The following is a 26,230-nucleotide window of genomic DNA, read 5'->3' as shown; positions in this document are numbered from 1 at the left end:
GTCGGCAAAGCAGGTGGGGCCCGGGCTACTCAGCCCGGGCCCCACCTGCTTTGGAACAAAGGACGATCAGCGGCGCACCAGCGGTGCCATCCCGGCCGAGCGCTCCACCGCCCCCTCGTCGCCGCAGACCGCCAGCCAGTTCGCGAGAATCCGGTGCCCACCCTGGGTGAGCACCGACTCGGGGTGGAACTGCACCCCGAAGAGCGGCAGCTCGCGGTGCTGCAGGGCCATCACTACCCCGCCCTCAGTACGGCCCGTGACCTCCAGCTCCGCCGGCACGGTGTCGGCGACGACGGCCAGCGAGTGGTAGCGGGTGGCTGTGAACGGCGTGGGCAGGCCGTGCAGGACGCCGGTGTCGTTGTGCAGCACGTCGCTGGTCTTGCCGTGCATCAGCTCACTGGCGTGGGTGACGGTAGCGCCGAAGGCCTCCCCGAGCGCCTGGTGCCCCAGGCAGACGCCGAGCATCGGCTGCTGGCGCTCGGCGCAGTGCAGCACCATCTCCGGGCAGATGCCCGCATCCTTAGGTGCCCCGGGACCTGGTGACAGGAGAATCCCGTCGTACCCATCGGCGTCCTCAAGTTCCACCTCGTCGTTGCGCCGCACCACGCACTCGGCGCCGAGCTGGGTCAGGTAGCCGGCGATCGTGTAGACGAAGCTGTCGTAGTTGTCGACGACGAGCACTCTGACGGACTTCACTCAGGACTCCTGCGGGCTCTCGGTGGTCTTCTTGGACTTGGACGGGGAGGTCGGCGAAGCACCCGGCGTCCCCGCGACCCGGGCGTGGCTGAGGCTCAGCGGCCCCTGGTAGGCGGGGAAGTCCAGAGCCTGTGAGCTCTCCACGTCCCAGCCCAGCCGCAGCGACGCCACGTACTGCAGGTAGATGTTGATCTGGGGGGATGCGTCGACCGCCGAGCGCATGCCGTCCACGTCGCCGATGGCCCGGATGACGTAGGGAGGGGAGTAGACCCGCCCCTGCAGGATCAGCGTGTTGCCCACGCACCGCACCGCACTGGTCGAGATCACCCGCTGGTCCATCAGCATCATCGCCTCGGCCCCGCCCGCCCACAACGCGTTGACCACGGCCTGCACGTCCTGCTGGTGCACCACCAGGTCGTCCGGCCGGGCCTGGTCGGGCACCGAGGAGTCGCGGGGCGCGTCGTCCAGGGTGATGGTCAGCCCGGGCCCGCTCACCGGCAGCAGACCGGCCACCGCCTCCACGTCGGCCGAGCCCTCTTCCAGCCCCCGGATCGTGGCATCGGTCTGGGCCGCGGCCTCGGTGTCGGTCCGGACCTGCTCGCGCAGCTCCGCGACGCGGGTCGACTGCTCCTGCACGCGATGGTTCTCGGCGACCAGCAGGTCGGCCAGGCTGGCCCGCTCCGACCGCAGCTGGGTGCCGTGCGAGGTGTAGGCGCTGGTGCTGAACAGCAGACCGGCCACCACCAGCACGGCCCCAACGCCGAGGGCCCCGGCCCGGGTGCGGCGGGGCGGCCCGACCACCGGCCGGGCGGTGCCTCCGAGCGGAAGACGGGGGTTGGCCGGCACCGGGCGAACTGGGCCGTGACTGTGTACCTCAGCTGAATCGTCCGATGCGGGGGCCACGGCACTACGCTAGAGGAAGTCGCCGCACGCCCATGGCCCCCCGTGGCGCGTGCAGTCGCCCTTGAGAGCAGCACCTGTCCCCGGAGGAGTATTCCCATGCCCGAGTCGAAGCAGCGGAACAAGGGTGGGTACGAAGCCCCCCGCGGCAAGGCTGCTGCCCCCAAGCCCAACGGCCGGTTCTTCGCGCCGATCATGGTCACGTTCCTGCTGCTGGGCCTGGCCTACATCGTGGCCTACTACCTCACCCAGGGCGACTACCCGGTGCCCAGCCTGGGCGACTGGAACCTGGTCGTGGGCATCGGCATCGCCCTGGTCGGGTTCGGCATGCTCACCCGCTGGCGCTGATCTTCCCCCTGTGGAATTACACCTGTGAAAGTTCTCCCCAGACTTATCCACAGGTGTGGAAAAGCGCAGGCCGGCCCGTCGGCAGGGCTGAAAAACCCTGCATGACGGGCCGAATCGTCACCCAACCCGCGAGACGGACGAAATCCCGAAATGCCGGTGAAACCGACAGTGCCCGCAGTGGTTTTCGACATCGGTGGGGTGCTCACCACGTCCGAGGGCGGCGTGCCCGAACTGTCCGACCTGATCGGGGTCGAGCGTGAGCGGTTCGCCGGCCCGTACTGGGCGCACCGGGCCGACTACGACCGCGGCACCTCGCCCCGGGAGTACTGGGCCAAGGTGGCGGCCGACCTCGGCCTGGAGTGGTCGGACGAGGACATCGCCCGCTTCGACCTCTTCGACGCCCGGCGCTGGTTGCACCTGGCCCCCAGCCGGCTGGAGCTGATCACCGGCCTGCAGGACGCCGGGGTGAGCACGGCCCTGCTGTCGAACGCGCCGGCCTCGATGGCCCGGGTGGTGAAGGACAGCGACTGGTCGGCCGGGTTCGACCAGCGGGTGTTCTCCTGCGACCTCGGCCTGGTCAAGCCGGACCCGCGGATCTACCGGGCGGTGGAGGAGCGGCTGGGGCGCCCCGGCCCGGAACTGGTCTTCTTCGACGACCGGCCGCCGAACGTGACCGCGGCCCGGGAGCGGGGCTGGCAGGCCCACCGGTGGACGACACCGGAGGCCTGCCGCGAAGTGCTGGTCGAACTGGGACTGCTACCCGCCTAGCGGGACCAGCAGCCCTTCCGGAACGGTACTGATCTTGACCGCGTAGGCGGCGGCCAGCACCAGGACCAGACCGGCCAGACCCACCGCCTGCACCGCGGTGCGGTTGGCCCGGGGGGCGTAGGCCAGAGCCGCAGCGGCCACGACCCCGGTCACCAGCCCACCCAGGTGGGCCTGCCAGGCGATGTTGGGCACTACGAAGCCGAACGCGAAGTTGATCGCGATCAGCACCAGGACCTGCGTGGCGTCGCGGTTCAGCCGGCGCTGCACCACGAAGAACGCGCCGAAGAGGCCGAACACCGCGCCGGAGGCACCCACGGTGGGGGTGAGCCAGCCCGAGCCGTTCTCGAGGTCGGCGCTGGCCAGCACCAGGTAGCCGATCGAGCCGCCGAGTGCACTGATCAGGTACAGCGCCACGAAACGGACCCGGCCGAACAACTGCTCCAGGTACGGCCCGGTGACCCACAGGGCGTACATGTTGAACAGGATGTGCAGCGGGCTGGACTGCGAGTGCAGGAACGCCGCGGTGAGCAGCCGCCAGGGCTCGGACAGCGCGTACGGCGGGTAGAACGAGAAGTCGACCGTGACCTGCGAGTTCACCTGCTGCAGGAGCCAGGCGACGGCGCACAGGCCGATGATCGTCAGGGTGACGACGGGCCGGCCGCCCTGTGTCACTGCTGCCCCGAACGGGGTGCGGGCCGTGCGTACGCCCTTGTTCTGCTCACGCACGCAGTCCACGCACTGCACCCCTACGGCCGCGGCGCGCTGGCACTCCGGGCAGACCGGCCGCTCGCAGCGCTGGCACCGGACGTAGGAGACGCGGTCCGGGTGGCGCGGACAGACCGGTTCGGCCGCCGCGCCACCCGTGGAGGGCTGAGAGCTCACCCGCGCTCGATGGTGACCCGCTCGATCACCACGTCCTTCTCCGGACGGTCCCGACGGTCGGTCGGGGTCTTGGCGATGCTGTCCACCACGTCCCGGCTGGACTGGTCGGCGACCTGGCCGAAGATCGTGTGCTTGCCCTGCAGGTGGGTCGGGGTGCTCACGGTGATGAAGAACTGCGAGCCGTTGGTGCCCCGGCCGCCCCGGACCCCGGCGTTGGCCATGGCCAGCAGGTAGGGCTGGGTGAACGACAGTTCCGGGTGGATCTCGTCGTCGAAGTTGTAACCCGGGCCACCGGTACCGGTGCCGGTCGGGTCACCACCCTGGATCATGAAGCCCTCGATGACCCGGTGGAAGATGATGCCGTCGTAGAAGTGCTTGCCGTTGTTGGCGCCCTCCTGGGTGCCCTCGGCCAGCTCGACGAAGTTACGCACCGTCTTGGGCGCGTGGTTCGGGAACAACTGGATCCGGATGAGACCGTGGTTGGTCAGCATGTCGGCGTACAGGTTCGAGGGAAGCTGCTCGGTCAACGGGGTGTACCCCTTCTCAGTGGCGGTTGCGTGCCCGGGAAGTCTGTCACGGACGGTGCCTCGCGACCTTTGCGGTCCGTACGCACAACGCACCGGCGCCCGGGGATGATCCCGGGGATGGCATCCCGACTTGGCCGTCGCGCCTAAAGATCACATAGTGGATCGGACGACAGAGCTCGGGTGGCAGATTGCTCAGATCGCGGAACGATGGACGCCAACGCGGCACCACCCAGAGCTTCGGCGAGTGACCGCACGAGAAGGAGGACGATGCCGTGAAGGCGCGAAGCAAGAGGGCCAAGGCACAGAAGGAGACCCGGGCTCAGCTGCGGTCCGCGCTCGACACCGCGGCGGTCAACGCCCGCACCGGTGGCACCCTGGTCGTCGAGCGGGTCACCCCGGTCGCTCACGCGACCAAGGACAAGGTGACCGTCGTGACGAAGGACAAGGTGGTCCCGGCCGTGCGTAACGCCGCCGACCACGCCGGTCCGGCCCTGGAGAAGGGCTACGCGCAGGCTCGGGAGAAGGCCGCCCCGGTGGTCGCCCAGGGCCGCGACAAGGTCGTCGACGACCTGCTGCCCAAGCTGGCCGAGGCGATCGCCGCGGCCTCCGCCGCGGCCATCGCGGCCCGGGACAACGCCGTCGACCACGCGCAGGAGCGCGCCGCCGTGGCGGTGCAGAACCTGCCGGCCAACAAGAAGGCCCAGAAGAAGGCGCGTCGCCAGCAGCGTCGTCGTCGCTTCCTGATCTTCACCGTGATCACTGCGGCGGCCGGTGCGGCTGCCGTGGTCTGGAAGCAGCGCAGCGCCGCCCAGGACCCGTGGACGCCCGACCCGGGGGTCACCACGATCAACGGCGCCGCCAACGGCACCCCGCTCGCCACGCCCGGCACCCCCGTGGTCCCGGTCGAGGAGGACGAGGCCGACGTGATCGGCCGGGACGCCAAGACGGACCGCTGATCCGAGCAGCTGGACGACCCGGTCACCCCTCGTGGGTGGCCGGGCCTTCCGTCTGCTGCCGCAGTTGGGCGAGCACCGCGCGTTCCTTGGCGAAATGCCGCTCGGCGCGGTCGTTCTCCCCCTGAGCACGGGCCAGTCGGCCCAGATACCCGGCGACCGGCCCCAGAGCCAGCATTCCGCTCCCCGCCCCGGCCACCTCGTCCTCTGCTGGAAGTAGTTGCGCGTAAGTCTTTCTCATGGCCGACTGGTCACCGGACCGGATCGCGGCCAGGGCGTGCAGCACCGTGCGGGCCTCGAAGAGCAGATCACGAGGGGACGCCGGTGGCGGGCTCACGCCGGTGAGCGCGTCGAACCAGGGTCGATAGGGGCCGAAGTCCAGATCAGCCAAGTGCTTTCCGGTACCGCCGTGCATCACGTCGAGGCCGAGCAGGGCCAACGGCAGGATGCCGTTCTCGACCCCGGGCATCCCCGTGCCCGGCAACTTGGCCGCGGCCTGGGCGTACGCGGCTTGCGCGACCTCGGCCGGACCGGTGAGGGCGGCGCGCAACGCTCGGTACCAGGCCGTGAACACCCCGATCAGCGGAATGCCGTGGGCTTCGGCAAGCTCGTCCGCAGCCCGGGCGTGTCGGTCGGCGGCCGACAGGTCGGCCAGCGCGGCGTAGGACTGGACCAGGATCAGGTGACCCAGCACGGCCACCGTCGGTAGCTCCTGTTCGGCGGGCTGACCTGCGGCGATCTCGACAATCTGATGGCCGATGAGAGCGCGCTCGCGGGCCAGGCCGGCGCGGCCGAAGGTCTGCAGGAATCGGCCGTTCAGGGCCAGGGCGAGCAGGTGCGGATCGTTCAGCCCCCGGGCCAGCTGCTCCGCCTCCCGAGCCGCTTCCATTCCGCGCGGACCGCTGTCCGCCCGCCGCTCCAGGGCGATCGTGATCAGTAGGCGGGCGCGTTCGGAAGGGTGTTCCTCCCCCAGCGCCTCGATCCCGACCAACGCCCGCTCCGCCGACTCGACCAGAAACGTCGACAGTTCCTCGTCGTCGTTCGCGGTCCAGATCGCGGGCACCTCGAAAGCGCCGACCACCTGGGCGAAGAGCAGCGGATCGGCGAGATCGCCAGCAGCCCGCACGGCCTCCGCCCGGTACTGCCGCGCCTGGGTCAGCTCGCCGGTGACCGCGAGCGCCCGCACCAGGCCCATCAGCGCCTCCAGCCGCTGCCGCCGCCCGATCGCCCCGACCGGGTTCGGATCCTGCGTTCGGATCGCTGCGTGCCAGAGGCCGTCACCGGAAACCTGATTTTGAGAGGGTTTTTCGAGATGGGGAGCCTGGTCGAGGATGTCTCTCTCGAGCTGCCGCAGCGGCTCACCGGGATCGATCCCCAGTTGCTCGGCCAGAACCTCACGGGCCCGCCGCAGCGCGGCCAGTGCATCCCCCTGTCGGCCGCTGCGGTACAGCCCGAGAGCCAGCAGCCGCCACCCGTCTTCCCGCAACGGCTGCCGGTCGACCTGCGCCTCCAGGTCGAGAACGACCGCCGCCGAACGCCCCAGCGCCAGCCCAGCCTCGGCCCGACGCTCTACGGCCAGCGACCGGAGCTCGTCCAGCCTTTGCACCTCCCCGCGAGCCCACGACTGATCAGCGAACTCTGCGTACGCAGGCCCTCGCCATCGTCCTAAAGCACGTTCTAGCTGGTCATGGGCCGCAAGCGGCTGCCCTACGGAGAGCAGCCGCTCCCCCTCGCGGACTCCGTCCGCGAACCGCCAGGCATCCACCTCTTCCGGGCGCAGCGCATAACCCGGCGCCTGCGTGACCAGCAGCCGAGAAGCGGTCCGGGCCGGCCGCCGGGGCTCCAAAGCCTTCCGCAACGCCCCGACGAACGTCTGCAGCGAGCCGAGCGCCCCCTCGGGCGGCTCGTCCCAAAGGTCATCGATAAGCCACTGCACCGGCACCACGCGCGGTGCGGCAATCAGAAGCCTGGCCAGGACAGCACGATGCCGGGGGCCGCCCAGTTTGACTGGCTGTACGTCGCTTTCGACCTCCAGGGGGCCAAGCACGGCAAAGTTCAGCATCGGGCCTCACTTTAAGCTGTTCGGCGTGCTGACGAGCCACCGCCAGCCCCCCACCCGCCCTGGGAAACACGACACGCCCGAAGCAAGGTTGAGAACCCAAACTGCACCCGGCACTGATTGAACACTGATTGGCCCACCCCACCGTAGAGCCCATGAACAACTTCACCCAGCAGCGCATCGAAGGCACGAACGGCGTCCACCTCAACGTGGCCGTAGGCGGCTCCGGCCCGGCGATCGTCCTGCTCCACGGCTTCCCGCAGACCCACGTCTGCTGGCGCGAGGTGGCCTCCGAACTCGCCCGGACCAACACCGTCATCTGCCCTGACCTGCGCGGATACGGTGACAGCGACAAGCCCGAAGACACCGGCGAGACCTACTCCAAGCGCACGATGGCGGCCGACGTGGTGGCGGTGGCCAAGAACCTCGGCTTCGAGAAGTTCGCCCTGGCCGGCCACGACCGCGGTGCCCTGGTGGCGATCCGGGCCGGCCTCGACCATCCGGGGGTGATCACTCACCTGGCCTCGCTCGACGTGTTCACCACCCTGGACATGTGGGACGTGATGGCCGGCCGGTCGGCGGCCGTGGGCTGGCACCTCTACCTGATGGCGCAGCCCCCGGGCCTGCCCGAAGCCATGATCAACGCCGTGCCGGACGAGTTCTTCGGCCACTTCCTCGACATCTGGGCCCGGACCCCGCTGCCGGCGGACGTGCGCGAGGTGTACCTGAAGAAGTCCCGCGACGCCGTCACCTCGATCGTCGCCGACTACCGGGCCTCGATCGGCATCGACGTGGAGCACGACGAGGCCGACCGCCGCGAAGGCACCCGGCTGCAGATGCCGGTCGCGGTGCTGCAGCAGGACTGGGGGCCGCAGATGACCGGCCAGGCCGTCGCCCGCTGGCAGGCCTGGGTGCAGCAGCCGGAGAACCTGGTGCACCGCACGGTGAACTGCGGGCACTTCATGGCCGAGGAGGACCCGACGCTGATCGTTCAGGCGCTGCGCGAGCTACTGGCCCGGTAGGTCGCTGTCGCCGCCGAGGTTGCCGATCATCCGCCGCAGCGTGTTGATCGTGGTCACGTAGTCCTCGGTGGAGATCCCCGAGCGGGTGTCCTGCTGCGCGCCGGACATCCGCTCGCGGGCCTTGGCCAGTTCCTGCTCGCCGAGCGCGGTCAGGCGGAACCCGTCGGACTCCTCCAGCCAGTCGCGCTCGATCAGGTCGTCGAACACGTCCTCGAGTTCGATACCCAGGTCGTCGAAGGGCTGGAGCCTCATGGCCAGCTCCGTCCGGGTCCATTTCCCCGGATCACCGGCCACGTGGTTCAGCGTCCACCAGTGCGGCTGGGTGAGCTGCTGAACTGCCAGCTCGGCCCGCAGCCGGCCCACCGTGGCCTGGTAGGCCACCCGGCTCCAGTAGCCGATCGGCTGGGCCGACACCTGCTCGTCGGGGTATTCGGCGATCGCCACGGCGCTACCTCCTGCTCAGGGACGGATGGCCACGGTAGGAAGTGAACCGCGCTTCAGGTCAAGCGCTGACCGGCGCCGGAGCCTCGGTCTCGGGCGTGAGCACCACCGGGTCGGGGTGGATGGTGGCCAGCAGAACCCGCAGCACACCGACCCAGACCAGCGCCGCGCCGACCATGTGGGCCGCCACGACCACCCAGGGCAGGCCGTCCAGGCTCTGGTAGACGCCGATCGTCATCTGCCCGACCAGCAGGCCGAGAAGGATCAGGCCGCGCCGGCGGGTCTTCAGGTCGGCGGCCTGGTGCGCGGCCCAGGTGACCGCACCGGCGAGGACCAGCACGAGCGTGCCGAGCAGGCCGTGGACCCAGGCCAGACCGGCCCAGTCCAGGTCGATCCGGTGCACCTCGCTGGAGTCGCCCGGGTGCGGGCCGGCGCCGGTGGTCAGGGTGCCCGCGACCACCAGGAGCGCAGCGACCGCGACCAGGACCCAGGCCAGTCGGGTGCGCCGCGGGCGCGTCGGGTCGACCGGAACCTGATTGAGGACGACCGGACCCTCGGTGGCCTGGCTGCGCAAGAGGGCCTTGGCCCGGGCATAACGAGTACCCGGGCCCTCGGGCAGGGAGTGCCGGCTCCAGTCCGCGAAGGCCGGGCTGTGCGCGTAGTCGTAGCTCAGCGTCGTGGTGGTCAGCAGCAGCGTGGCCGCGCAGAAGTGGATCGCCACCATGTACGGGTTCAGCCCGGTCCAGACCGTGATCCCGCCCAGCACCGCGTTCAGCACGATGATGAAGAACTGCGACCAGGTGGTGCGCACCAGCCAGCGGTTGGGCACCTTCTGCAGCCGGGCGGTGATGATCGCCAGCCCCACCGCGACCGAGATCACGAAGGTCAGCATCCGGTTGGTGAACTCGATGGTGCCGTGGATGCCCATCTCGGCGGGCACGATCAGCGAGTCGTCGGTGCACTTGGGCCAGGTCGGGCAGCCCAGACCGGAACCCGTCAGCCGGACGATCCCGCCGGTCAGGATGATGCCGATGCTGCACAGCAGAGCGAACGTGGTGGCCCACCGCACCGCTCGGGGGGTCAAGCTGACGTAGGGCTCCAGCAGGCCGAACGGCGTACGCATGCCTCGAGTCTGTCATGCGCTCACCGATGATCGGTGGCCGGGCGGGCTTTCTGGTGTCCGTTGCGTCGAATTGAGGACGATTGGGCGCCGGTTTGCGGGACGAAGGTCAGGTTTCCCGGCGGCGCAGGTCGGGAAAGATCGGTCCCAGGTCGGAATCCGGGGCAGTCTTCATGTCGTGCCGGGGCCGCGCCTGCCTCGGAATGAGGCCGGTGCGGGGGGTGAGCATGGGCACTTCCCCGGATTCCGGCTCGGCCTTTCGCGGAACCGGCACGGAGGCGTTCGCCCGGGCCAGTTTCACCCGGTCCAGCGAGATCGCCCCGTCGTAGGCCGAAGAGGAGATCGTCGAGTCCTGGCCGATGCGGTAGGTGATCTTCTCCGGGCTCTTGCTGCTGGCCGCGTGCGCCTCGCCCCCGCTGAGATTCAGCACGATGACCCCCAGCACGATCAGCACCACCCCGGAGACCCGCGGCAAGGTGAGCGACTCACCGAACAGCATGATCCCGGCGATGGTGATCGCGGCCGTGCCGATCGCCGACCAGATCGCGTAAACCAGGCCCACGTCGAAGGTTTTCAACGCGAAACCCAGGAGTGTGAAACACCCGACGTAGCCCACCACCACGATCACGCTGGGCCAGAAACGGGTGAATCCGTCAGCCGTCTTGAGACTGAGCGTCGCAATGACCTCCAGTGCGATAGCCCCTGCCAAGGCCAGCCAAGCCACGAAATCCCCCTGATCCGGACGCTGATCAACTTCTGTCGAAGCCTAACCCGAAACTGACTGCGGAGTAGGTGTAGACGGGGCAGAGGGCGCGAATTTCCACCAAGCCGAGGCTCATTTCGGGGGTGCCCCCTGCAAATCGGTCATTCGATGACCCGATTCGAATTCCACTCTTCCGGCACAGGGTTCACACGGATTCACAGACGTCCCACAAGAATTTCCCACAGCTCACATTCAGACTGCTATGTCGATCGGCCCAGCTGCCCGGAAGAAGGTGATCACCTCAGAACTTCAGGAGGAAGCCGTGGCCATCACCGACATCGTCGTACCCCGGCGGCGCCGTCCCCAGCCGTCGCCGGCCGGGTCCAGCGCGGCCTGGAACGCCTGGGGCACCATCGCATCCGTCACCGTCGACGACCCGGCCGCGCTGAACGTGGCCCGCCGGATCGTGGCCCGGCAGTTCGCCGCCGCCGAGAAGGCCGCGGCGCGGTCGCGGCCCGACGCCGAGCTGCACCGGCTCTACGGAGCCGCCGGGCGTCCGGTGACCCTCAGCCCACTGCTGGCCGAGCTGGTCGCGGCCGCCCTGGCGGTGGCCGAGCGCACGGCCGGCGATGTCGACCCCACGGTCGGCGCGGCCCTGACCGCACTGCATTACGCAGGTCAGGACCGTTCCGGTCTGCCGGTGTGCGGGTCGCGGGCCACCGGCGTGCGGCCCGCGCCGGGCTGGGAGCAGGTCCGGCTCGAGGGCCGCCGTCTGCAGGTGCCGCCCGGCACCACGCTCGATCTCAGCGCCACGGCCAAGGCCGCCATCTGCGACCTGGCGGCCGCCCGGGTGCGCGAGCGGGTGGACGCGGGGGTGCTGGTGCAGCTGGGTGGGAACGTCGCCTCGGCCGGACCGGCACCGGACGAGGGCTGGCGCGTGCCGGTGCTGGACCGGGACGGTTCGCTGCCCAGCGAGGTCTATCTGTCTGCGGGCTCCGCGATGGCCACCTCCCGGGCCGGGGCCCGGCCCACCCGTTCTTCCCGGCGGCGCGACGTCCCGGTCAGCTACCTGATCGATCCGCACACCGGTGACCTTCCGCTCCCGGTCTGGCGGATGGTCAGTGCCATCGGCTTCACCTGCCTGGAGGCCACCACCTACGCCACGGCCTCACTGGTCCGGGGTGCGCGGGCCCGCGACTGGCTCACCCAGCTCTGGGTGCCCGCCCGCCTGATCACAGTTGGTGAGGACGAGGTCCTGTCCGGCAACTGGGCTGCTCACACCCGTCCTCTCGAGCCCACCCACGCCGTCCATTGAGATTTATGACGCCTGCACCTCACGTTCCGGTGCCTGCGGAACGTCTACCTGATGAAGGCAGCTGTCTTCCGGCTGTTTCCGATCCCCACGACAAGGACCACCTCTGATGACGACCACTCTCGACACCTCGGCCGGCGCCGGGTCCTCGGAGTCCGGAAGACATGCGGCCCCGCCCGATCTCTCACCGCCCCGCTCCCGGCTGAACCGGCTGGTCCGCGGCCGCGAAGAAGATCCGGCCTGGGTGCGCCCGGCGCTGGCCGGCCTGCTGGTGTCCACCGCCTTCCTCTACATGTGGGGGCTCGGCGAGTCGGGCTGGGCCAACTCCTTCTACTCGGCGGCCGTCCAGGCCGGTTCCGAGAGCTGGAAGGCGTTCTTCTTCGGCTCCTCCGACGCCGCCAACTCGATCACGGTCGACAAGCCGCCCCTCGCTCTGTGGCCGATGGCCCTGTCGGTGCGCATCTTCGGCCTCAGCTCGTGGAGCATCCTGCTGCCGCAGGCGGTGATGGGTGTGGCCACGGTCGGCCTGCTCTTCACCACGGTCCGGCGTCATTTCGGCGCCGGGGCAGGCCTTCTGGCCGGTGCGGTGCTGGCCACCACGCCGGTGGCGGCCCTGATGTTCCGCTTCAACAACCCCGACGCCCTGCTGGTCCTGCTGATGACGGCCGGGGCCTACTTCGTGCTGCGGGCCGTCGAGCACGCCCGGCTGCGCTGGCTGATCCTGGCCGGGGTCATGGTCGGCCTGGGCTTCCTGACCAAGCAGCTGCAGGCCCTGCTCGTGGTGCCGGCCTTCGGCCTGGCCTACCTGTGGGCGGCGCCCACCACGTTCGCCAAGCGCATCGGTCACCTGCTGGCCGCCTTCGCCGCGATGATCGTGTCGGCCGGCTGGTGGATCGCGATCGTCGAACTGGTCCCCGCCTCGGCCCGGCCCTACATCGGCGGTTCGCAGAACAACTCGATCCTTGAACTCACCCTCGGCTACAACGGCCTGGGCCGGCTGACCGGTGACGAGACCGGAAGCGTCGGCAGCAACGGCAACTGGGGCGAGACCGGCATCACCCGCCTGTTCACGTCCGAGTTCGGCGGGCAGATCACCTGGCTGCTGCCGGCCGCCCTGATCCTGCTCGTGGCCGGTCTGGTCGTCACCCGAAAGCTCCCGCGCACCAGCACCTCCCGGTCCGCCTTCGTCATCTGGGGCGGCTGGCTGGTGGTCACCTTCGTGACCTTCAGCCTGATGCAGGGCATCTTCCACGCCTACTACACGGTGGCCCTGGCCCCGGCCATCGCCGCACTGGTGGGCATCGGCGTGGCCACCCTCTGGCGCACCCGCTCGGTCGTGGCCACCTTCGTCCTGGCCGGCACCGTGCTGGCCACCGCCCTGTGGAGCTACACCCTCCTCGCCCGCAGCTCCGACTGGCACCCCTGGATCCGCTACGCCGTACTGGTCAGCGGCCTCCTCGCCGCCGTCGGCCTGGCCGCCTCCAGCTGGCTCGCCGGCCAGGTCCGCGGCCCCGCCCGCCAGCGCATCATGTTCGGCATCGGCGCCCTCGCCGTGTTCTCCGCCCTGCTCGGCCCCCTCAGCTACTCCCTCAACACCGCCTCCACCGCCCACACCGGCTCCATCCCCTCCGCCGGCCCCAGCGTCAGCCAGAGCGGCTTCGGAGGCATGGGCGCGGGCGGAAAAGGCGGCGGCCCAGGCGGTATGGGTGGCGGTGGCGGCACGGGTGGCGGCACCGGCGGGGCAACCGGCGGCAACGGCTCCACCACCACGCCCAACCAGTCCCAGGGCGGCAGCACTTCCCAATCCCAGGGGGGCACGTCCCAGTCCCAGGGCGGCAGCACCTCGCAGTCCCAGGGCGGCACGTCCCAGCCGCAGGGCGGCCAGTCCTTCGGCCGGGGCACCGGCGGTGGCGGCGGCATGGGCGGCGGCGGAGGTGGCATGGGCGGCCTGCTCAACGCCACGACACCCAGCGACGAACTGGTCGCCGCCCTCCAGGCCGACGCCGACTCCTACACCTGGGCTGCGGCCACAGTCGGCTCCAACAACGCCTCCGGCTACCAGTTGGTCTCCGAAGAACCCGTCATGGCCATCGGCGGCTTCAACGGCACCGACCCCTCCCCCACCCTGGCCCAGTTCCAGGAGTACGTAGCCAACGGCGAGATCCACTACTTCATCTCCGCCGGCAGCATCAGCCAGAACAGCATGGGCGGCAGCGACGCCGCCGCCGAGATCACCGCCTGGGTAGAGGCCAACTACTCCACCACCACGATCGGAGACACCACCGTCTACGACCTCACCCAGCCCACCACCTCCACCACCACAGCCGGCTAACCCCCCATCCGCGCCGCCCCACTCCCCCAGGTGGGGCGGCGCCCCAAAGCCGCATTGCCCCAGGCCACAGCGCCTTACACCCACACCCGGCCACACCCACACCCCGGCTACACCCACCCCCGGCCACCCGGCCCCGCACCCGGCCCCGCACCCGGGCCCGCACCCGGGCCCGCACCCGGGCCCGCACCCGGGCCCGCACCCGGGCCACCCCTACCCGTACCTGCCAGACATACCCACGCCCGAGCCACCAACCCCCACCTCTGGGCCACCCCACCCGGCCACAACCAAACCCACCAGTCACCTCGCCACCCTCAAACCCGCCCAGCCGCACCACACTCACACCGGCCACGCCCACACTGACCACACCCGAGCCCCCGCACCCGGCTACCCATCCCCACACATCCCGGCCATTACTGAGCCACCCCGTACCTCGCCGCCTTGAGCAACCCCCACGCAGCGCCAGCCGACTGACCTACTTCCTTCCAGCCGCCCCGCTCACCCCGCTACCGAGGCCGAGCCATCCCCCAGCCCAATATCGAGCCGCCTTCGCCCTGCCCACATCGGGCGGGGCGGTGCTGTGTCGTCAGGCCTGCGGCGTCTTGACCAGACCTCCGCCGCAGAGGTCCTTCAGCCAGGAGGCCGGGCGACTCGCGGCTGCAGCCCGCGGGTGGCCCGGCCTCTACGCATTAAGAAATTGTCGCTATGAGGCTGTTTCTTCATACGTAGAGCCACCGACGGTCAGCGGATGGGGCGGCGGGCGCTTTCCGCGTCCGGCTTCGGGAAGGCACGAACTGCCAAGCCGCTCAAGAAGCTGGATCGGTCCTGAACCGTTCATGACCAATCTTTGCCCCGAACGCCCGGACGAAAGGGCAGCGGCCGAATCAGTGATTCATATCCTGGTCGACACAGAATGATCAGATCCGCAGGCCGCGGCAGGCCATTCAAAGGCCCTCCTGAGACCTGAATGATCTTGCCCGCACAGCAGCTTCCCGCCACCAACAAATCAGGTCCTGACCTGCGCGATCCATTACCGTCGACGGTTCTCTCAGCTGATCTTGACCGGCATCATTCCGACCACGCGCAGCAAAGATCATCACGGCCTGCCCGATGGGTCCGGGCATTTTTCACAGTGTTCAGACGCGGCGTCCGACGTTGTTCATCGCGTAGCCTCGCTTGCGCTTACACCGCAGGCAGTGAACGCGCACTCTGAAACAACAGGGAGAACCGTGGGAGAGATCGTCTACACCGGCATCCTGGTCAGCGGGGCGATCGCGGCCGGGCAGATGGCCTGGCTGGGGATGGACAAGCTGGTCGGCCGGCTCGGCGTCGAGCCCCGCGACTGGCTGGCGGCCAAGCTGCGTAGCGAGAGCTGATCTCTCTTCCGAACTGCCGATAGCCTCGGCGCTCGTGACCCTGCGAGTGCTGGTGGCGGACGACCAGGAGCTGATCCGGACCGGTTACGCCACGATTCTGTCGGCCCAGCCGGACATGGACGTGGTGGGCGAGGTCGGGGACGGCCGGGCGGCGGTGGATCTGGCCCTTGAACTGCGGCCGGACGTCGTGGTGATGGATGTGCGGATGCCGGTGCTCGACGGCATCTCGGCCACTCGCGAGATCGCCGGGCCTGGGGTCGAGAACCCGGTGAAGGTCCTGGTCGTGACCACGTTCGAACTGGACGAGTACGTCTACGAGGCGCTCCGGGCGGGGGCCAGCGGGTTTCTGCTGAAGGACTCCCCGCCGGCCGAACTGCTGAACGGCATCCGGGTCATCGCAGCTGGTGAGGCGCTTCTCGCCCCGGCCGTCACGCGGCGTCTGGTCGGGCGGTTCGGCGAGCGGGTGCGTCCTCGTTCGACCGCCGGCGATGTTCTGGCGGCCCTCACCCCGCGCGAGGTCGAGGTGCTGCGCCTGATTGCCGAGGGCCTGTCCAACCCTGAGATCGCCGACGCGATGGTGGTGAGCCGGGAGACGGTGAAGACCCACGTCTCGCGCATCCTGACCAAGCTGGATCTGCGGGACCGGGTGCAGGCGGTGGTGTTCGCGCATCGGAACGGACTGGTCACCGAGGCCGACTAGGCACGGCCCACCACTGCGCAAAGGTGGCTGACCGACGTCCGTAATCGGGTTTTGAGCCCTGGTATCCCTCAGGTGAGCTACCCGAAGTGCGCTCTCGTGCGGGACGCGCCCACCGGCGTCCGTTTTCTAGCGTTCTGGGTGTGGCCGAAACGGCCGAAAACCTTACCGAGAACGAGGAGATCGCGATGCTCGCCCGATTGCAGAACCACACCGCGGCCCGCCTGGTCGTACTGATGGTGGCGTTCCTCGCCCTGAACGCGGCAGTGGCTGGTCCATTGTCAGCGATGGTCGAGACCACGTCGCCGTTCATGGCCCTGGTCGTGCTGGCGCTGGGTGTGCTGGCGGCCGTGGCGTCGATCCGACTGTACCGCTGGGTGATTGGCAAGCTGGAGAATCGCCAGGCCAGCGAGGTCGAGCCGGGTACAGCCCGGGCCGGCCTGGTGCGCGGTGCTCTCGCCGGGTTCGGACTGTTCGTTGTCGTGGTGCTGTTGATCGCCACCTTTGGCGGATATGACTCCCTGAGCGGAGGTTCGCTCTGGGCCGCGCTTGCGACAGCAGGGATGATGACGGCGGTCGCCACCATCGAGGAGATCGTGTTCCGGGGCATTCTGTTCCGGCTGCTCGAACAGCTCACCGGTACCGTCGGCGCGTTGGTCGGCTCGGCCCTGGTGTTCGGCTTCCTGCACCTGATCAACCCCAACGGTTCCCTCTGGGGAGCGGTGGCCATTGCCATCCAGGGCGGTCTCATGCTGGGCGCCTACTACGCGGTGAGCCGTTCGCTGTGGCCGCCGATCGGACTGCACTTCGGCTGGAACTTTGCTCAGGCCGGTATTTTCGGGGCTCCGGTCTCCGGGTCGGACTCCAGCGGCGGTGGCATCCTCGAGAGCACGCTCGACGGTCCGTTGCTGATTTCCGGTGGTGAGTTCGGCCCGGAGGCCAGCCTGTTCTCGGTGCTCGTGTGCTCTGTGCTGACCGTCTACTTCCTGCGGCGGCTGCGGCGCCTGTCCCGCACCGAGGCCGTCAGCTAGAGATTGTTCTCGGCATAGACCATGAGGGCGTCGCGCACGTACTCGGCGTACGGCGTGGGATCCTCACCGTCCGGAGTGTAGTAGCTACCGAAACGCGGGTCAGCTACGTACATTTCCCCGAGGCCAATCACGTAGCCCCGGCTCACTTCGGTGGACAACGACAACCAATGGACGTGTCGGCGCGCGATTTCCTGGGCAGTCTCACCGTGCGCCGGCTCCCCGGCCTGCTTCGCCCGGGCAAAATCCTGGGCCACGTCCAGCCCTTGCTGCTTGATCTCGTTCTTCTGCTCCGGGGTGAGTGACCGCCACCAGCGATCGCCCTTCTCGTACGCGTCGCGGCCCCAGCGCTGGGTGACCTCTTCCTCGTACTGCGTGTGGTCGAACCCGTCCAGTGCTTCCTCAGCCATCAGTGGCTCCCCTCTCTCGATCCTGCGGATGGTCGTCCGGATCGATTCGGCCTGCCGCTCGATCCGGTCCTGTTCTCGCTCAAGCAGTTCCAGGTGCCGACGCAACGCCACGACCTCGTCCTTCTCCCCGTCCAGCACCTCGGCGACGGCCGGCAGCCCAAGTCCGAACTGACGCAGCAACAGGATTCGCTGCAGCCGGACCAGCCCGGCCTGGTCGTAGTAGCGCTGACCGTTGGGCCCGGTCCGGCTCGGCGCCAGCAGTCCCACGTCGTCGTAGTGCCGCAGGGTGCGACTCGTCGCCCCGGTGAGCCGGGCGATCTCCTGGATGGACCATTCCATCGCCATCACTCCCGCACTCGGTTACGGGATCCACGGTAGGAGTTGACGCTGCGTCAATGTCAACTGTTCGTCCCGCAAACGCCGAAGGCCGCTCCCGCGCTGGCGGAAGCGGCCTTCGAACGGGCAGCTCAGTTCTTCAGCTTGTTCTTGCCGGGGCCACCGTTGATCAGGTCCTTGCCGGGACCGCCGTAGAGCTGGTCGTTGCCGGCCCGCCCGAACAGCTTGTCCGCACCGGAACCACCGTAGAGCTGGTCGTTGCCCTCGCGGCCGTCGAGCCGGTCCTTCCCTGCCTCGCCGTAGAGCAGGTCGTTCTTCGAACCGCCCGTGAGCTGGTCGTTGCCCGGCCCACCGTAGGCCTTGACCTTGCCGTCGCCGCTGATGATGTCGTTGCCCGCACCGCCGTACAGCAGGCTGCCGCTCCCGCCGCTGATGCCGTCGTTGCCGGCATCGCCGTACACCTTGTTCTTGCCTTCGTCTCCGTAGAGGAAGTCGTCGCCGGCACCACCACGGATCACGTCGTCACCAGCGTCACCACGAATGGTCTGAGCACCCGATCCACCGGTGATGGTGTCGTTGCCCTCGCCTCCGCTGAGCGTGGTGTCGTTACCGGACGCGGCCAGGGTGTCGTTGCCCTCGCCGGCCTCGACGGTGATTCCGGTTACGCCAGTGATGGTGTCGTTGCCGGCGCCGCCCCAGACCGTGGTGCGCGCGTTCGAGCCGGTGCCGGTGAACGTGTCATTGCCTTCACCGAGCGTGAAGTTGTTGCGGAGTTCGGTGCCACTGAGGTTCTCGAACCGCACAGTGTCGTCCAGGTCGTACAGCCGGATGATCGTGTGCGCTCTCGGCCCCTCGCTGTTCTTCGGGGCGACGCTGGCGATCGTGCAGGTCACGAGGGTGAGGTCACCTGCGACCGGGTACTCACAGCCCGGGAACACCGAGATGTTGGCGTTGTCGTCGAGGGTGTAGGTGAAATTACGGGTGGAGCCGACCTTCTCGACGGTGATGGTCAGGTCGCTCTGCTGCCCGTAGGCACCCCGGTACTCGAGGTACTGGATCCCCGCCTCGGCCCCGTCCTCGTAGGTGACGACGCGCGCGCTGGCCTTCGCCCCGGCCTCGGTCGCGTCGGCCCGGTCCCCGAAGCTGATGGCCGCCAGGCCGACCCCTAGCAACGAGGCGACCGCCGCGAGACTCAGCAGCGAACGGGGACGGCGGCGCTCAGCCATGAGGGGATCTCCAGGATCAGGAGCTGGATACGCAACGAGCTCAGGGGGCATCCGGCACGATCGAGGACGAATGCGGTCAGAGAGTACCGCTTTTTGAGACCTGCTGTGTGACCGGAACGGGGCGCTCGTCCGGTACCTGACGAGCGCGACGTTCCGGTCACCCCGGATCAGCCGACGCCGGCCTCCGCGTTACCCAGAACCTTGACCCCCTCGGCGAACTCGACCCACTGGGCGTCGGTCCAGCCCAACGACAGCGGGCCCTGCACCACGACGTTGTGTCCCTTCGCGTCGGTGAAGGAAACCTTCACCATGGGCGAGTCATTGGTCTCCTTGTCGCGGCGCAGCTTGCCTTCCTGACCGCTCACCTCGATCTCGGTGGTGGTGCTGTCGAGGCTGCCGGGCTCCATCCCCCAGGACTTGAGCTCCTCGTCGGTGGGCACGTAGTCCTCTTCCGCACCAGCGGCGTCCTTGGACTCGAGCATGACCGCGATCTTGCCCACGAAGCTGTTGTAGTCCTGGTCCTTGAACCCCTTGGGCGCGATCGTCAGCGTGAAGTCGTCGCCCCCCTGGATCTCCCAGCCCTTGGGCACGAACCCGACGTCGTAACCCGGCAGCTGCTCGCCGGTGTAGGCGACGAGCTGGATCCCGGGCAAGGAACCCTTGGCTGCGGTGGTGGCGGGGGCCGTCGTACCGGCCAGGGCCGGTGGGGTGGAACCGCCGTCCGAACCACCGGTGACCAGCACTCCGCTCACTGCGGCGATCACAGCCATACCGGCCGCCCCGGCGCCGAACCGGGTCATCCGCCGCTTGCGCAGCTCACCGCGGCCGCGGGCGATGTCCGCAGCCGGGTCCACCGGCCTGTCCTGCACCGAAACCGCCTTGTCCAGGATGTCTTTGAGCTCGTTCATCGGTTGGTCCTTCCCATCTGATACGCGGGTGCCACGGCCTGCGGCGGCACCGTGAGGAGGTCCCGCAGTTTCGCCGTCCCCTTCGCCGCCTGGGACTTGACCGTGCCCTGGGTGCACCCGAGGATCCGGGCACTCTCCTCGACACTGAGATCCAGCCAGTAGCGCAGGATCACGACGGCCCGCATCCGGCTGGGCAGGGCGGCCAAGGCGTCCCTCACCCGCTGCCCGTCCGACCCGAACCGCCCCTCGTCCAGGCCCGCGATCCCTTCCGGGCCCTCGAACGCGGGCACTTCCGGAAGCTCGGGCGTGGACCGTTCCCGCCGCCACCAGGGACGCCGGGTCTCGTCGATGTGGCTGTTCAGCAGGGTGCGCCGGGCGTACGCCAGCTCGCCGTCCTTGCGTCGCAGCCTCGGCCAGGCCAGATACACCTTGGTCAGCGCCGTCTGCACCAGGTCCTCGGCCTGGTGCCCGTCGCCCGCCGTGAGCAGGCAGGCGAACTTCAACAGCGAAGTCCGGTTTGTCCGGACGAACGTGGCGAACTCTTCGTCACGATTGGAGCGCGGCATGTGGGTACCTCCTTCGCTCCCTGTACGGATCCGGTGCTCTCCCAGGTTGCCTCCGGACCGAACGAAGAGGACGCCGGTTCAGCCGTCTGTAGGAATCGCCACCAGGGCCAGGATCTGGTGGGCGACGCTGCCGGGACGAGCGCTGACCCGCATGTGCACCCCGGCGCTTCCGGCTCGGTCCAGGCTTCGGCGCACCGTACGGACGGCCGTACTGGACAGCATCGTCGCTTTCTGGAGGTCCAGGACCAGCGTGGGCGATCCCGGCGTGATGCACAGAGCCAGTTGCGCCTCCAGCTCCCCGGTCGTCGCCGCGTCGATGGGACCGCTGACGCGCAGCACGTTCTGATCGGCCTGGGGCTCGAGGAAGACGTCCGCGACCAGGGCATGCTCCACCGGGCGACGCGGGTCGGCATGGTTCGACTGTTTCCAGGGCCGGTACTCGACCCGCACCTGCGTGCCGTCGTCCGGGCCCCGGTCGTACTCGATCGACACCGACTCGGAGAGCTGCTGGATCAGAGCCAGCCCGATTCCCCGGCCGTCGTCGACCTGTGTGCGGGGTCGCCAGCTCCCTTGGTCAGTCACCTGCAGGACCAGCATTCCGCGCTGATCAACGCCGGCATCCACCCCGACAGGACCTCCGGCGCCGTCGTAGGCATGCTCGGCCGCGTTCTCGCACAACTCCGTGACGATCTGGTCCAGTTCGGCCAGAGCGGCCCCGTCCACCTGGTCGGGGCGGAAACAGGCCCTCAGGGCCTGGCGCACACCGCCGGCCCCGGTACTTTTCGTTTCGAGGCTGAGATCGGTCAGAGCGGGGGCACGTTGCAACGCCAGAAGGGTGATGTCGTCACTGGCCCCGGTCTCGCGGGTCAGTCGTTCGAGCACCTGCGTGGTCGAGCGGTCCACCGCGGCCGGCAGGCTGAACACTGGGAACAGTTCGTCCCGCAACGCAGCCTCGGCGATCTGGCGCAGTTCGACGGTGCCCTGGGTCACCGGCACTCCTGGCCGCTCGATGATGCCGTCGGTGTAGAGCAGGAGCACCCGTTCTCGCTCGAGCTGCCCGGTCAGCATCGTCCTGGGCCCGCCCTCACCCAGCGGACCTGCGCCGCTGGGGTCGAGATACATGCTGGCGCCGGCCGGCCCGGTGATCAGCGGCGGCGGGTGCCCGGCCGAGCAGTACTGCAACCGGCCGTCGGCCACGTCGAGTGACACCACGCAGATGGTGCTGCCACGGGCGCCGGGCATGACTTCCACGAAACGGTCCAGCGCGGCGACCACCTGGGCCGGATCGGCGCCGGAGTGCAACCGTTCCAGAGTGACGGCCCGCAGCTGCGCCATCACCGCTGAGGCATCGACACCGTGACCGACGACGTCGCCCACCACCGCCGCGACCACGTTCCCGGGCAAGGGCAGCACATCGAACCAGTCACCACCGGCTGCCTGCTCGGCTCCCCCGATCGAATAGCTCGCAGACACGTCCAGTCCCGGCAGCACCGGCAGTCGGGAAGGCAGCAGCGCCCGCTGAACTTCGGCAATGACGTCGGTGGCGCGCTGAAATCGCCGGGTCAGCTCGGCCGTTGCGGCAGCCTCGGCCTCTTCCCGCAGAACGGTGGCGGTGGTGTCGCGGCCGGTGCCGACGGTGCCGACGATCTCGCCCTGCCGGTTCCGCAGCGGGCTCACCTCGAAATCGATGATGATTTCTTCCTGGTACCCCTGCGGCGTGGACACCACGAACCGCGTCCGCTTCAGGTCGGTCGGCTGCCCGGCGAAGGCCCGGTCGTAGATGTCGATCAGCCCTTGCCCCTGAGCACCCTCCAGGAAGTCGACCAACTCCAGCCCCACCGGGTTGAAACCGCCCAGAACCCGCAGCAGCGCCGCATTCACGGTCACTACCCGGCGCGTCGAGCCGACCGCAGCGATCACGTACTGCCGGAGCTGGTGCAACACCGCCGCGCGCACACCGTCGGAGCCCACACCGACGTCACCGCCGAAGTCACCGTCGTCCACGCTGCCCCCGTCACTGCTCGACAGGGCCAGGCCCTGGACCTCACTGGATCGCGCGGTTCGACCGTACTACCGCAGCGGCGACGCACGGGGTCAGCTTGAGTAGCCGACCGCAGAACCCGGAATCTCTTGCGAACGAGCAGGGCCCGGGACCGAATCACCGGACGGCCCGGGGACGCTCAGGTACCCGTCCAGGGTCCCAGCAGACGGAAGGGGCCGCTCCCGATTTTCGGAAACGGCCCCTGACCTGTGGTGGAGACGATGGGACTCGAACCCACAACCCCCTGCTTGCAAAGCAGGTGCGCTACCAATTGCGCCACGTCCCCGAGGTCCGCGAGCGAGAAGGGCTACTCGCGGGACGGGAGGTTCAGACCTTGTCGGTCGCCGTCGCCCACGGCTGGGTGGGCTTGCTGGTTCCGACCTTACGCCAGACAGCGACGCCGGCTGCGGACGCGACCGCGACCATCAGCAGCTTCTTCATGAGGGTTTCCTCCCCGTCCTTGAGGGCGACGTCTCTGCCGCCCTTCGAGCAGGACGAGATTATCACCGCCGCCCACCGCCCGGGACGCGCGGCCGGTGCGGTGGCAAGGGCTGGTCGCGCAGCTACGGGAGCGGGTCCCGCACAGGGGCGAAGCAGCAGGTCAGGACGGGAAGTCGGGGGTTAACAACTATTGGCTCGCCGAGGCTGCTCATCTCTGTCCGCCGGCGCCGGGTGGCGGCTAGGATCGGACCTGATCCAGTGCAGCCCCCGAGGTGCGAGCTTTACAGCAGGCGAAGTAGTTCCTCGGCCGCTCCAGTGCAACTTCGAGGGGTTTCTCATGCTCGCTGCCGCCACCCGCGCGATGGCAGTCCTGTTGGTGGACGACGATCCGGGCGATGTGCTGATGATCGAGGAGGCGCTGGAGTCGATCGGCGCCCCGCGCAACGTCTACGTGGCCAACGACGGAGAGGAAGCGGTCGCCTTCCTGCGGCGCACCGGCGAGTACGAGGACGCGCCGCGCCCCGACGTGATCCTGCTCGACCTGAACATGCCCAGGATGGACGGGCGGCAGGTGCTGGCGGAGATCAAGAACGACCCGGAGCTGCGCAGCATCCCGATCGTCGTGCTGACCACCTCGCAGGCCCCGACCGACATCCTGAGCAGCTACTCGCTGCACGCCAACGCCTACGTCACGAAGCCGATGAACCTCGACGGGCTGACCGAGGTGGTGCGGCGAATCGACCATTTCTACGCGAAGATCGCGCATCTTCCCGGTCACCGGCCCAGCGACGAGGAATAGACCCACCTTTATCCACAAGGCTTTTCACAGCCTGGGGATTATGCATCGGCCGCCTCCAGGCGGCGTAGGGCGAGCAGTGCACCGAATCCCGGGACGATCGAGAATGCCCTGGTGGTCTTTTCTTTCGTGATCGTCCAGGTCAGCACAACAGCTATCAGGTAGGCGCAGCCGTGGATCGGGCCGAGCGCCGAGGCCAGGGCTGCGACGTGCACCGTGGCCAGGTTGAGCAGCAGCATCACCAGCGACAGGGCTTCCACCGCAGCTGCGGCCCGCAGACCGCGCAGAGCACCAGCAGACACGCTCACACCCCCGTCGACGAGCCGGGGCGCACGATCATCAGGACCACCACGGTGGCCCAGATCAGGCCGAACAGCCCGGTCAGCATGCCCAGGCGGGGCAGCAGCGAAGACACCGGGGACGGGTCGCCGGGTGCGCCCAGCAGTTCCATGACCCGGCGCTGAGCAGGCACGACGCCCCAGGCCAGCAGGGCCGCGCCAACCACCGTCAGGGCCATCGAGATCCAGATCCAGTAGTCGCCCAGCACGCCCATGGCCGAGGCGGTGCCGATGCCGAACACCGGCACCGCCAGGCCGGCGACCGCGTATCCGGTGCTGATCCGGTGCAGCGCCCTGAGCACCGAGAACGGGCCGGCGCGATCCTCACCAGCCGCGACGGCCTCGCGTGCGTAGCGGGGGAAAAGGCTGGCGGCGGCGGTGAGCGGCCCGATCAGGATGATCGCCAGCACGACGTGGACGGAGAGCAGGACGGCCTTCATGCAGGCAAGGTTACAGTCAGACTTAAACTGCTCCGCAAGTGCCAGGATGAGCCGGTGACGCGACCGCCCGAACCCAGCCCCGGCTTCCTGCTGATGAACATCGGCCGGACGATCCGCACCGAGGTGGAGGCCGTGCTGAAGGAACGGGGCACGTCACTGCGGCACCTGTCGGCCCTGGGGCACCTTTCGCGTGAACCGGGCCTGTCCTACAGCGAACTCGGCCGTCGGGCCGGGGTCACGGCGCAGAGCATGCAGGCCACGCTGCACCAGCTCCAAGACCTGGGCGCGGTCGAGCGCCGCACGTTGCCGGGCCGCGGGCGCACCGCCGACCTGATCGTCACCGAGGCCGGAAGTGCGCTCATCGCAGCTGGTTTCCAGGCCATCCGGCAGGTCGAGGAGAAGGTCCTCGAGCCTTTGGACGAGGAACAGCGGCGCGCGCTGACCGCTCTCCTTCTGCCGGTCATGGCGGGAAGACCCGGGCCGAAGCCTCAGGCGGCGGAGTGAACCCCGCGAACCAGGCGGGCAAACGTCTTCAGTTCAGATCCCAGAGGCGCTCGATCGCGAGCCGGAGATCCTCCGCCGCGGGAGCCTCGCCGGTGACCGTGGCCTGCAAGAACACCCCGTCGACGAGGGTGGCGAGGGCGTAGCCGGCAGGTCTGCCGGCTACCCGCGTCAACATGTCGCGCAGCCCCAGCAACCAGTGCGTGGCCAACGGCCGTAGCTCGGGCGTGTGCCCCGCCGCGAGATAGAGCTCGCACTCCAGCCGGGCGCGGGGCTGGTCGGCCAAGTACTCCAACACCAACTGCGTAAGGACGTTTGCGGGCCTCCCGTCAGTCGGCTCACCTTGAGCGCGCAGCAGTTGGGGTTCCCACCGCAGCAGATCCGCGTCCCAGGCTTCGGCGGCCTGTTCCAGAGCAGCCGCGACGAGGTCCTGCAGGGTGGGGAAGTAGTAGGTGGTCGCCCCGAGCGGCACCCCGGCCCGGGCCGCGATCGCCCGGTGCGTAGTGCGCGCGACGCCCACCTCCGCAACGACCTCGACGGTGGCCGCGAGCAGGGCGCGGCGCCGGCCTTCGGGATCCCGGGAGTTCGTCACCCGCCTCAGTGAACCCCAGCCACGTTCAGGATCACCACTCCACCGATGATCATCGCTGCTCCGGCCAGCTTGGCCAGGGTCAGCGGCTCGCCCAGGAAGGTGGCCCCGATCAGCATGATCGCCGCGATACCCATGCCTGACCAGGTGGCGTAGACGACCCCCACGGGCAGGTACTCGACGATCCGCGAGAGCAGGATGAACGCGGCCGCGTAGGAGCTGAGACACAACAGCGTCGGCCCGAGCCGGGAGAAGCCCTGTGTGGAGGGCAGAAGACTGGTGCCCAGAACCTCGAGCGCAATCGCCGCGCCCAGCATGATGTACGCCATCGCCAACTCCTGTACGTCTGTACTAGTACGTCTGTACAAGTTCAGTGGCAGGCGAATTTGTTCCTGATGGGTAAGAAGAGGTTCAGATACAGAGGAGCCCCGGGCGACAGGCGTGAAATACGCGCCCGTCGCGCCGGGGACCAACACC

At 68.9% G+C, this 26,230-nt stretch carries 29 protein-coding genes and 1 tRNA gene; 11 read left to right on the top strand and 19 right to left on the bottom strand.

The features are described 5' to 3' along the window. Positions 1–66 precede the first annotated feature (66 nt). Both LWF15_RS15460 and LWF15_RS37560 read right to left on the bottom strand, forming a co-directional pair. On the bottom strand, positions 67–696 hold the full coding sequence (locus tag LWF15_RS15460; protein ID WP_232811508.1) for an aminodeoxychorismate/anthranilate synthase component II: 630 nt from the start codon (positions 694–696) through the stop codon (positions 67–69). Beyond that, entirely contained in the window at positions 697–1,542 is an 846-nt protein-coding gene (locus LWF15_RS37560; RefSeq protein ID WP_232811507.1) for a DUF881 domain-containing protein, read from the bottom strand. 153 nt (positions 1,543–1,695) lie between these two features. On the opposite strand from LWF15_RS37560, the gene LWF15_RS15450 reads away from it, so the two are divergent. Together LWF15_RS15450 and LWF15_RS15445 are read left to right on the top strand one after the other, a co-directional pair. Further along, positions 1,696–1,944, top strand: coding sequence for a cell division protein CrgA (locus LWF15_RS15450; protein ID WP_232811506.1), 249 nt, complete (start codon positions 1,696–1,698; stop codon positions 1,942–1,944). Between the two features lie 177 nt (positions 1,945–2,121). Then, on the top strand, positions 2,122–2,712 hold the full coding sequence (locus LWF15_RS15445) for an HAD family hydrolase (protein ID WP_232811505.1): 591 nt from the start codon (positions 2,122–2,124) through the stop codon (positions 2,710–2,712). Here the strand turns inward: LWF15_RS15445 and LWF15_RS37555 are convergent. Next, positions 2,701–3,594, bottom strand: a complete 894-nt coding sequence (locus tag LWF15_RS37555) for a rhomboid family intramembrane serine protease (protein WP_232811504.1) — start codon at positions 3,592–3,594, stop codon at positions 2,701–2,703. The genes LWF15_RS15445 and LWF15_RS37555 overlap by 12 nt on opposite strands. Further along, on the bottom strand, positions 3,591–4,085 hold the full coding sequence (locus LWF15_RS15435) for a peptidylprolyl isomerase (protein WP_232811648.1): 495 nt from the start codon (positions 4,083–4,085) through the stop codon (positions 3,591–3,593). Before LWF15_RS15435 ends, LWF15_RS37555 begins: the two co-directional genes overlap by 4 nt. 308 nt (positions 4,086–4,393) lie before the next feature. Here LWF15_RS15435 and LWF15_RS15430 point away from each other — a divergent pair, with 308 nt between their 5' ends. Next, positions 4,394–5,077 (top strand): hypothetical protein, encoded by a 684-nt coding sequence (locus LWF15_RS15430; RefSeq protein WP_232811503.1) that lies wholly within the window; start codon positions 4,394–4,396, stop codon positions 5,075–5,077. Between the two features lie 22 nt (positions 5,078–5,099). On the opposite strand, the gene LWF15_RS15425 is transcribed toward LWF15_RS15430, so the two are convergent. After that, on the bottom strand, positions 5,100–7,136 hold the full coding sequence (locus LWF15_RS15425; protein WP_269810232.1) for an AfsR/SARP family transcriptional regulator: 2,037 nt from the start codon (positions 7,134–7,136) through the stop codon (positions 5,100–5,102). Positions 7,137–7,288: 152 nt separating this feature from the next. On the opposite strand from LWF15_RS15425, the gene LWF15_RS15420 reads away from it, so the two are divergent. Then, positions 7,289–8,155, top strand: coding sequence for an alpha/beta fold hydrolase (locus LWF15_RS15420; RefSeq protein WP_232811501.1), 867 nt, complete (start codon positions 7,289–7,291; stop codon positions 8,153–8,155). Here the strand turns inward: LWF15_RS15420 and LWF15_RS15415 are convergent. The 3 genes from LWF15_RS15415 to LWF15_RS15405 all read right to left on the bottom strand — a co-directional run bounded on the left by LWF15_RS15415 (position 8,141) and on the right by LWF15_RS15405 (position 10,440). Further along, complete coding sequence (locus tag LWF15_RS15415) at positions 8,141–8,599, bottom strand: hypothetical protein (RefSeq protein WP_232811500.1); 459 nt, start codon at positions 8,597–8,599, stop codon at positions 8,141–8,143. The two genes, LWF15_RS15420 and LWF15_RS15415, sit on opposite strands and share 15 nt — an antisense overlap. Before the next feature lie 58 nt (positions 8,600–8,657). Then, on the bottom strand, positions 8,658–9,719 hold the full coding sequence (locus LWF15_RS15410) for a COX15/CtaA family protein (RefSeq protein WP_232811499.1): 1,062 nt from the start codon (positions 9,717–9,719) through the stop codon (positions 8,658–8,660). 106 nt (positions 9,720–9,825) lie between these two features. Beyond that, the gene (locus LWF15_RS15405; RefSeq protein WP_232811498.1) at positions 9,826–10,440 is read right to left on the bottom strand and encodes a DMT family transporter; all 615 of its coding nucleotides are present in this window, start codon (positions 10,438–10,440) and stop codon (positions 9,826–9,828) included. A gap of 301 nt (positions 10,441–10,741) precedes the next feature. On the opposite strand from LWF15_RS15405, the gene LWF15_RS15400 reads away from it, so the two are divergent. The 5 genes from LWF15_RS15400 to LWF15_RS37550 all read left to right on the top strand — a co-directional run bounded on the left by LWF15_RS15400 (position 10,742) and on the right by LWF15_RS37550 (position 17,164). Continuing rightward, entirely contained in the window at positions 10,742–11,734 is a 993-nt protein-coding gene (locus LWF15_RS15400) for an FAD:protein FMN transferase (RefSeq protein ID WP_232811497.1), read from the top strand. Positions 11,735–11,840: 106 nt separating this feature from the next. Further along, positions 11,841–14,063, top strand: a complete 2,223-nt coding sequence (locus tag LWF15_RS36430; RefSeq protein ID WP_269810230.1) for a glycosyltransferase family 39 protein — start codon at positions 11,841–11,843, stop codon at positions 14,061–14,063. Between the two features lie 1,226 nt (positions 14,064–15,289). Beyond that, entirely contained in the window at positions 15,290–15,436 is a 147-nt protein-coding gene (locus tag LWF15_RS15390) for a hypothetical protein (protein WP_232811496.1), read from the top strand. Between the two features lie 34 nt (positions 15,437–15,470). Beyond that, entirely contained in the window at positions 15,471–16,136 is a 666-nt protein-coding gene (locus LWF15_RS15385) for a response regulator (RefSeq protein WP_232811495.1), read from the top strand. A gap of 140 nt (positions 16,137–16,276) precedes the next feature. Beyond that, entirely contained in the window at positions 16,277–17,164 is an 888-nt protein-coding gene (locus LWF15_RS37550; protein ID WP_232811494.1) for a CPBP family intramembrane glutamic endopeptidase, read from the top strand. Here the strand turns inward: LWF15_RS37550 and LWF15_RS15375 are convergent. From LWF15_RS15375 to LWF15_RS15345, 7 genes are all read right to left on the bottom strand, one after another. Then, positions 17,161–17,910, bottom strand: coding sequence for a MerR family transcriptional regulator (locus LWF15_RS15375; protein WP_232811493.1), 750 nt, complete (start codon positions 17,908–17,910; stop codon positions 17,161–17,163). The two genes, LWF15_RS37550 and LWF15_RS15375, sit on opposite strands and share 4 nt — an antisense overlap. A 128-nt stretch (positions 17,911–18,038) precedes the next feature. After that, entirely contained in the window at positions 18,039–19,133 is a 1,095-nt protein-coding gene (locus LWF15_RS15370; protein WP_232811492.1) for a calcium-binding protein, read from the bottom strand. 167 nt (positions 19,134–19,300) lie between these two features. Further along, positions 19,301–20,041 (bottom strand): hypothetical protein, encoded by a 741-nt coding sequence (locus tag LWF15_RS15365; protein ID WP_232811491.1) that lies wholly within the window; start codon positions 20,039–20,041, stop codon positions 19,301–19,303. After that, a complete protein-coding gene (locus LWF15_RS15360) occupies positions 20,038–20,607 on the bottom strand; it encodes a SigE family RNA polymerase sigma factor (protein WP_232811490.1) in 570 nt (189 codons plus the stop codon). Before LWF15_RS15360 ends, LWF15_RS15365 begins: the two co-directional genes overlap by 4 nt. Positions 20,608–20,685: 78 nt before the next feature. Continuing rightward, positions 20,686–22,611 (bottom strand): SpoIIE family protein phosphatase, encoded by a 1,926-nt coding sequence (locus LWF15_RS15355; RefSeq protein ID WP_232811489.1) that lies wholly within the window; start codon positions 22,609–22,611, stop codon positions 20,686–20,688. 247 nt (positions 22,612–22,858) lie between these two features. Beyond that, positions 22,859–22,934: transfer RNA gene (locus tag LWF15_RS15350), tRNA-Ala, on the bottom strand. 41 nt (positions 22,935–22,975) lie between these two features. Beyond that, positions 22,976–23,089 carry a DLW-39 family protein gene (locus LWF15_RS15345; RefSeq protein ID WP_232811488.1) on the bottom strand — a complete coding sequence of 38 codons (114 nt, stop codon included), beginning with the start codon at positions 23,087–23,089 and terminating at the stop codon, positions 22,976–22,978. Between the two features lie 337 nt (positions 23,090–23,426). On the opposite strand from LWF15_RS15345, the gene LWF15_RS15340 reads away from it, so the two are divergent. Continuing rightward, a complete protein-coding gene (locus tag LWF15_RS15340; protein ID WP_232811487.1) occupies positions 23,427–23,888 on the top strand; it encodes a response regulator in 462 nt (153 codons plus the stop codon). 38 nt (positions 23,889–23,926) lie between these two features. On the opposite strand, the gene LWF15_RS15335 is transcribed toward LWF15_RS15340, so the two are convergent. Continuing rightward, positions 23,927–24,187, bottom strand: coding sequence for a hypothetical protein (locus tag LWF15_RS15335; protein ID WP_232811486.1), 261 nt, complete (start codon positions 24,185–24,187; stop codon positions 23,927–23,929). Between the two features lie 2 nt (positions 24,188–24,189). Then, positions 24,190–24,663, bottom strand: coding sequence for a hypothetical protein (locus tag LWF15_RS15330; protein ID WP_232811485.1), 474 nt, complete (start codon positions 24,661–24,663; stop codon positions 24,190–24,192). Positions 24,664–24,717: 54 nt separating this feature from the next. Between LWF15_RS15330 and LWF15_RS15325 the strand changes: the two genes are divergently transcribed. Continuing rightward, entirely contained in the window at positions 24,718–25,167 is a 450-nt protein-coding gene (locus LWF15_RS15325; protein WP_232811484.1) for a MarR family winged helix-turn-helix transcriptional regulator, read from the top strand. A 28-nt stretch (positions 25,168–25,195) separates the two neighbouring features. Here LWF15_RS15325 and LWF15_RS15320 read toward each other — a convergent pair whose 3' ends face one another. After that, entirely contained in the window at positions 25,196–25,756 is a 561-nt protein-coding gene (locus LWF15_RS15320; protein WP_232811483.1) for a TetR/AcrR family transcriptional regulator, read from the bottom strand. 5 nt (positions 25,757–25,761) lie between these two features. Beyond that, entirely contained in the window at positions 25,762–26,082 is a 321-nt protein-coding gene (locus tag LWF15_RS15315) for a DMT family transporter (RefSeq protein ID WP_232811482.1), read from the bottom strand. Positions 26,083–26,230: the final 148 nt, after the last annotated feature.

Origin of the sequence: Kineosporia rhizophila, assembly GCF_021277265.1 — a bacterium.
GTDB classification, from domain to species: domain Bacteria; phylum Actinomycetota; class Actinomycetes; order Actinomycetales; family Kineosporiaceae; genus Kineosporia; species Kineosporia rhizophila.
This window is presented reverse-complemented; position numbering and strand designations above follow the sequence as displayed.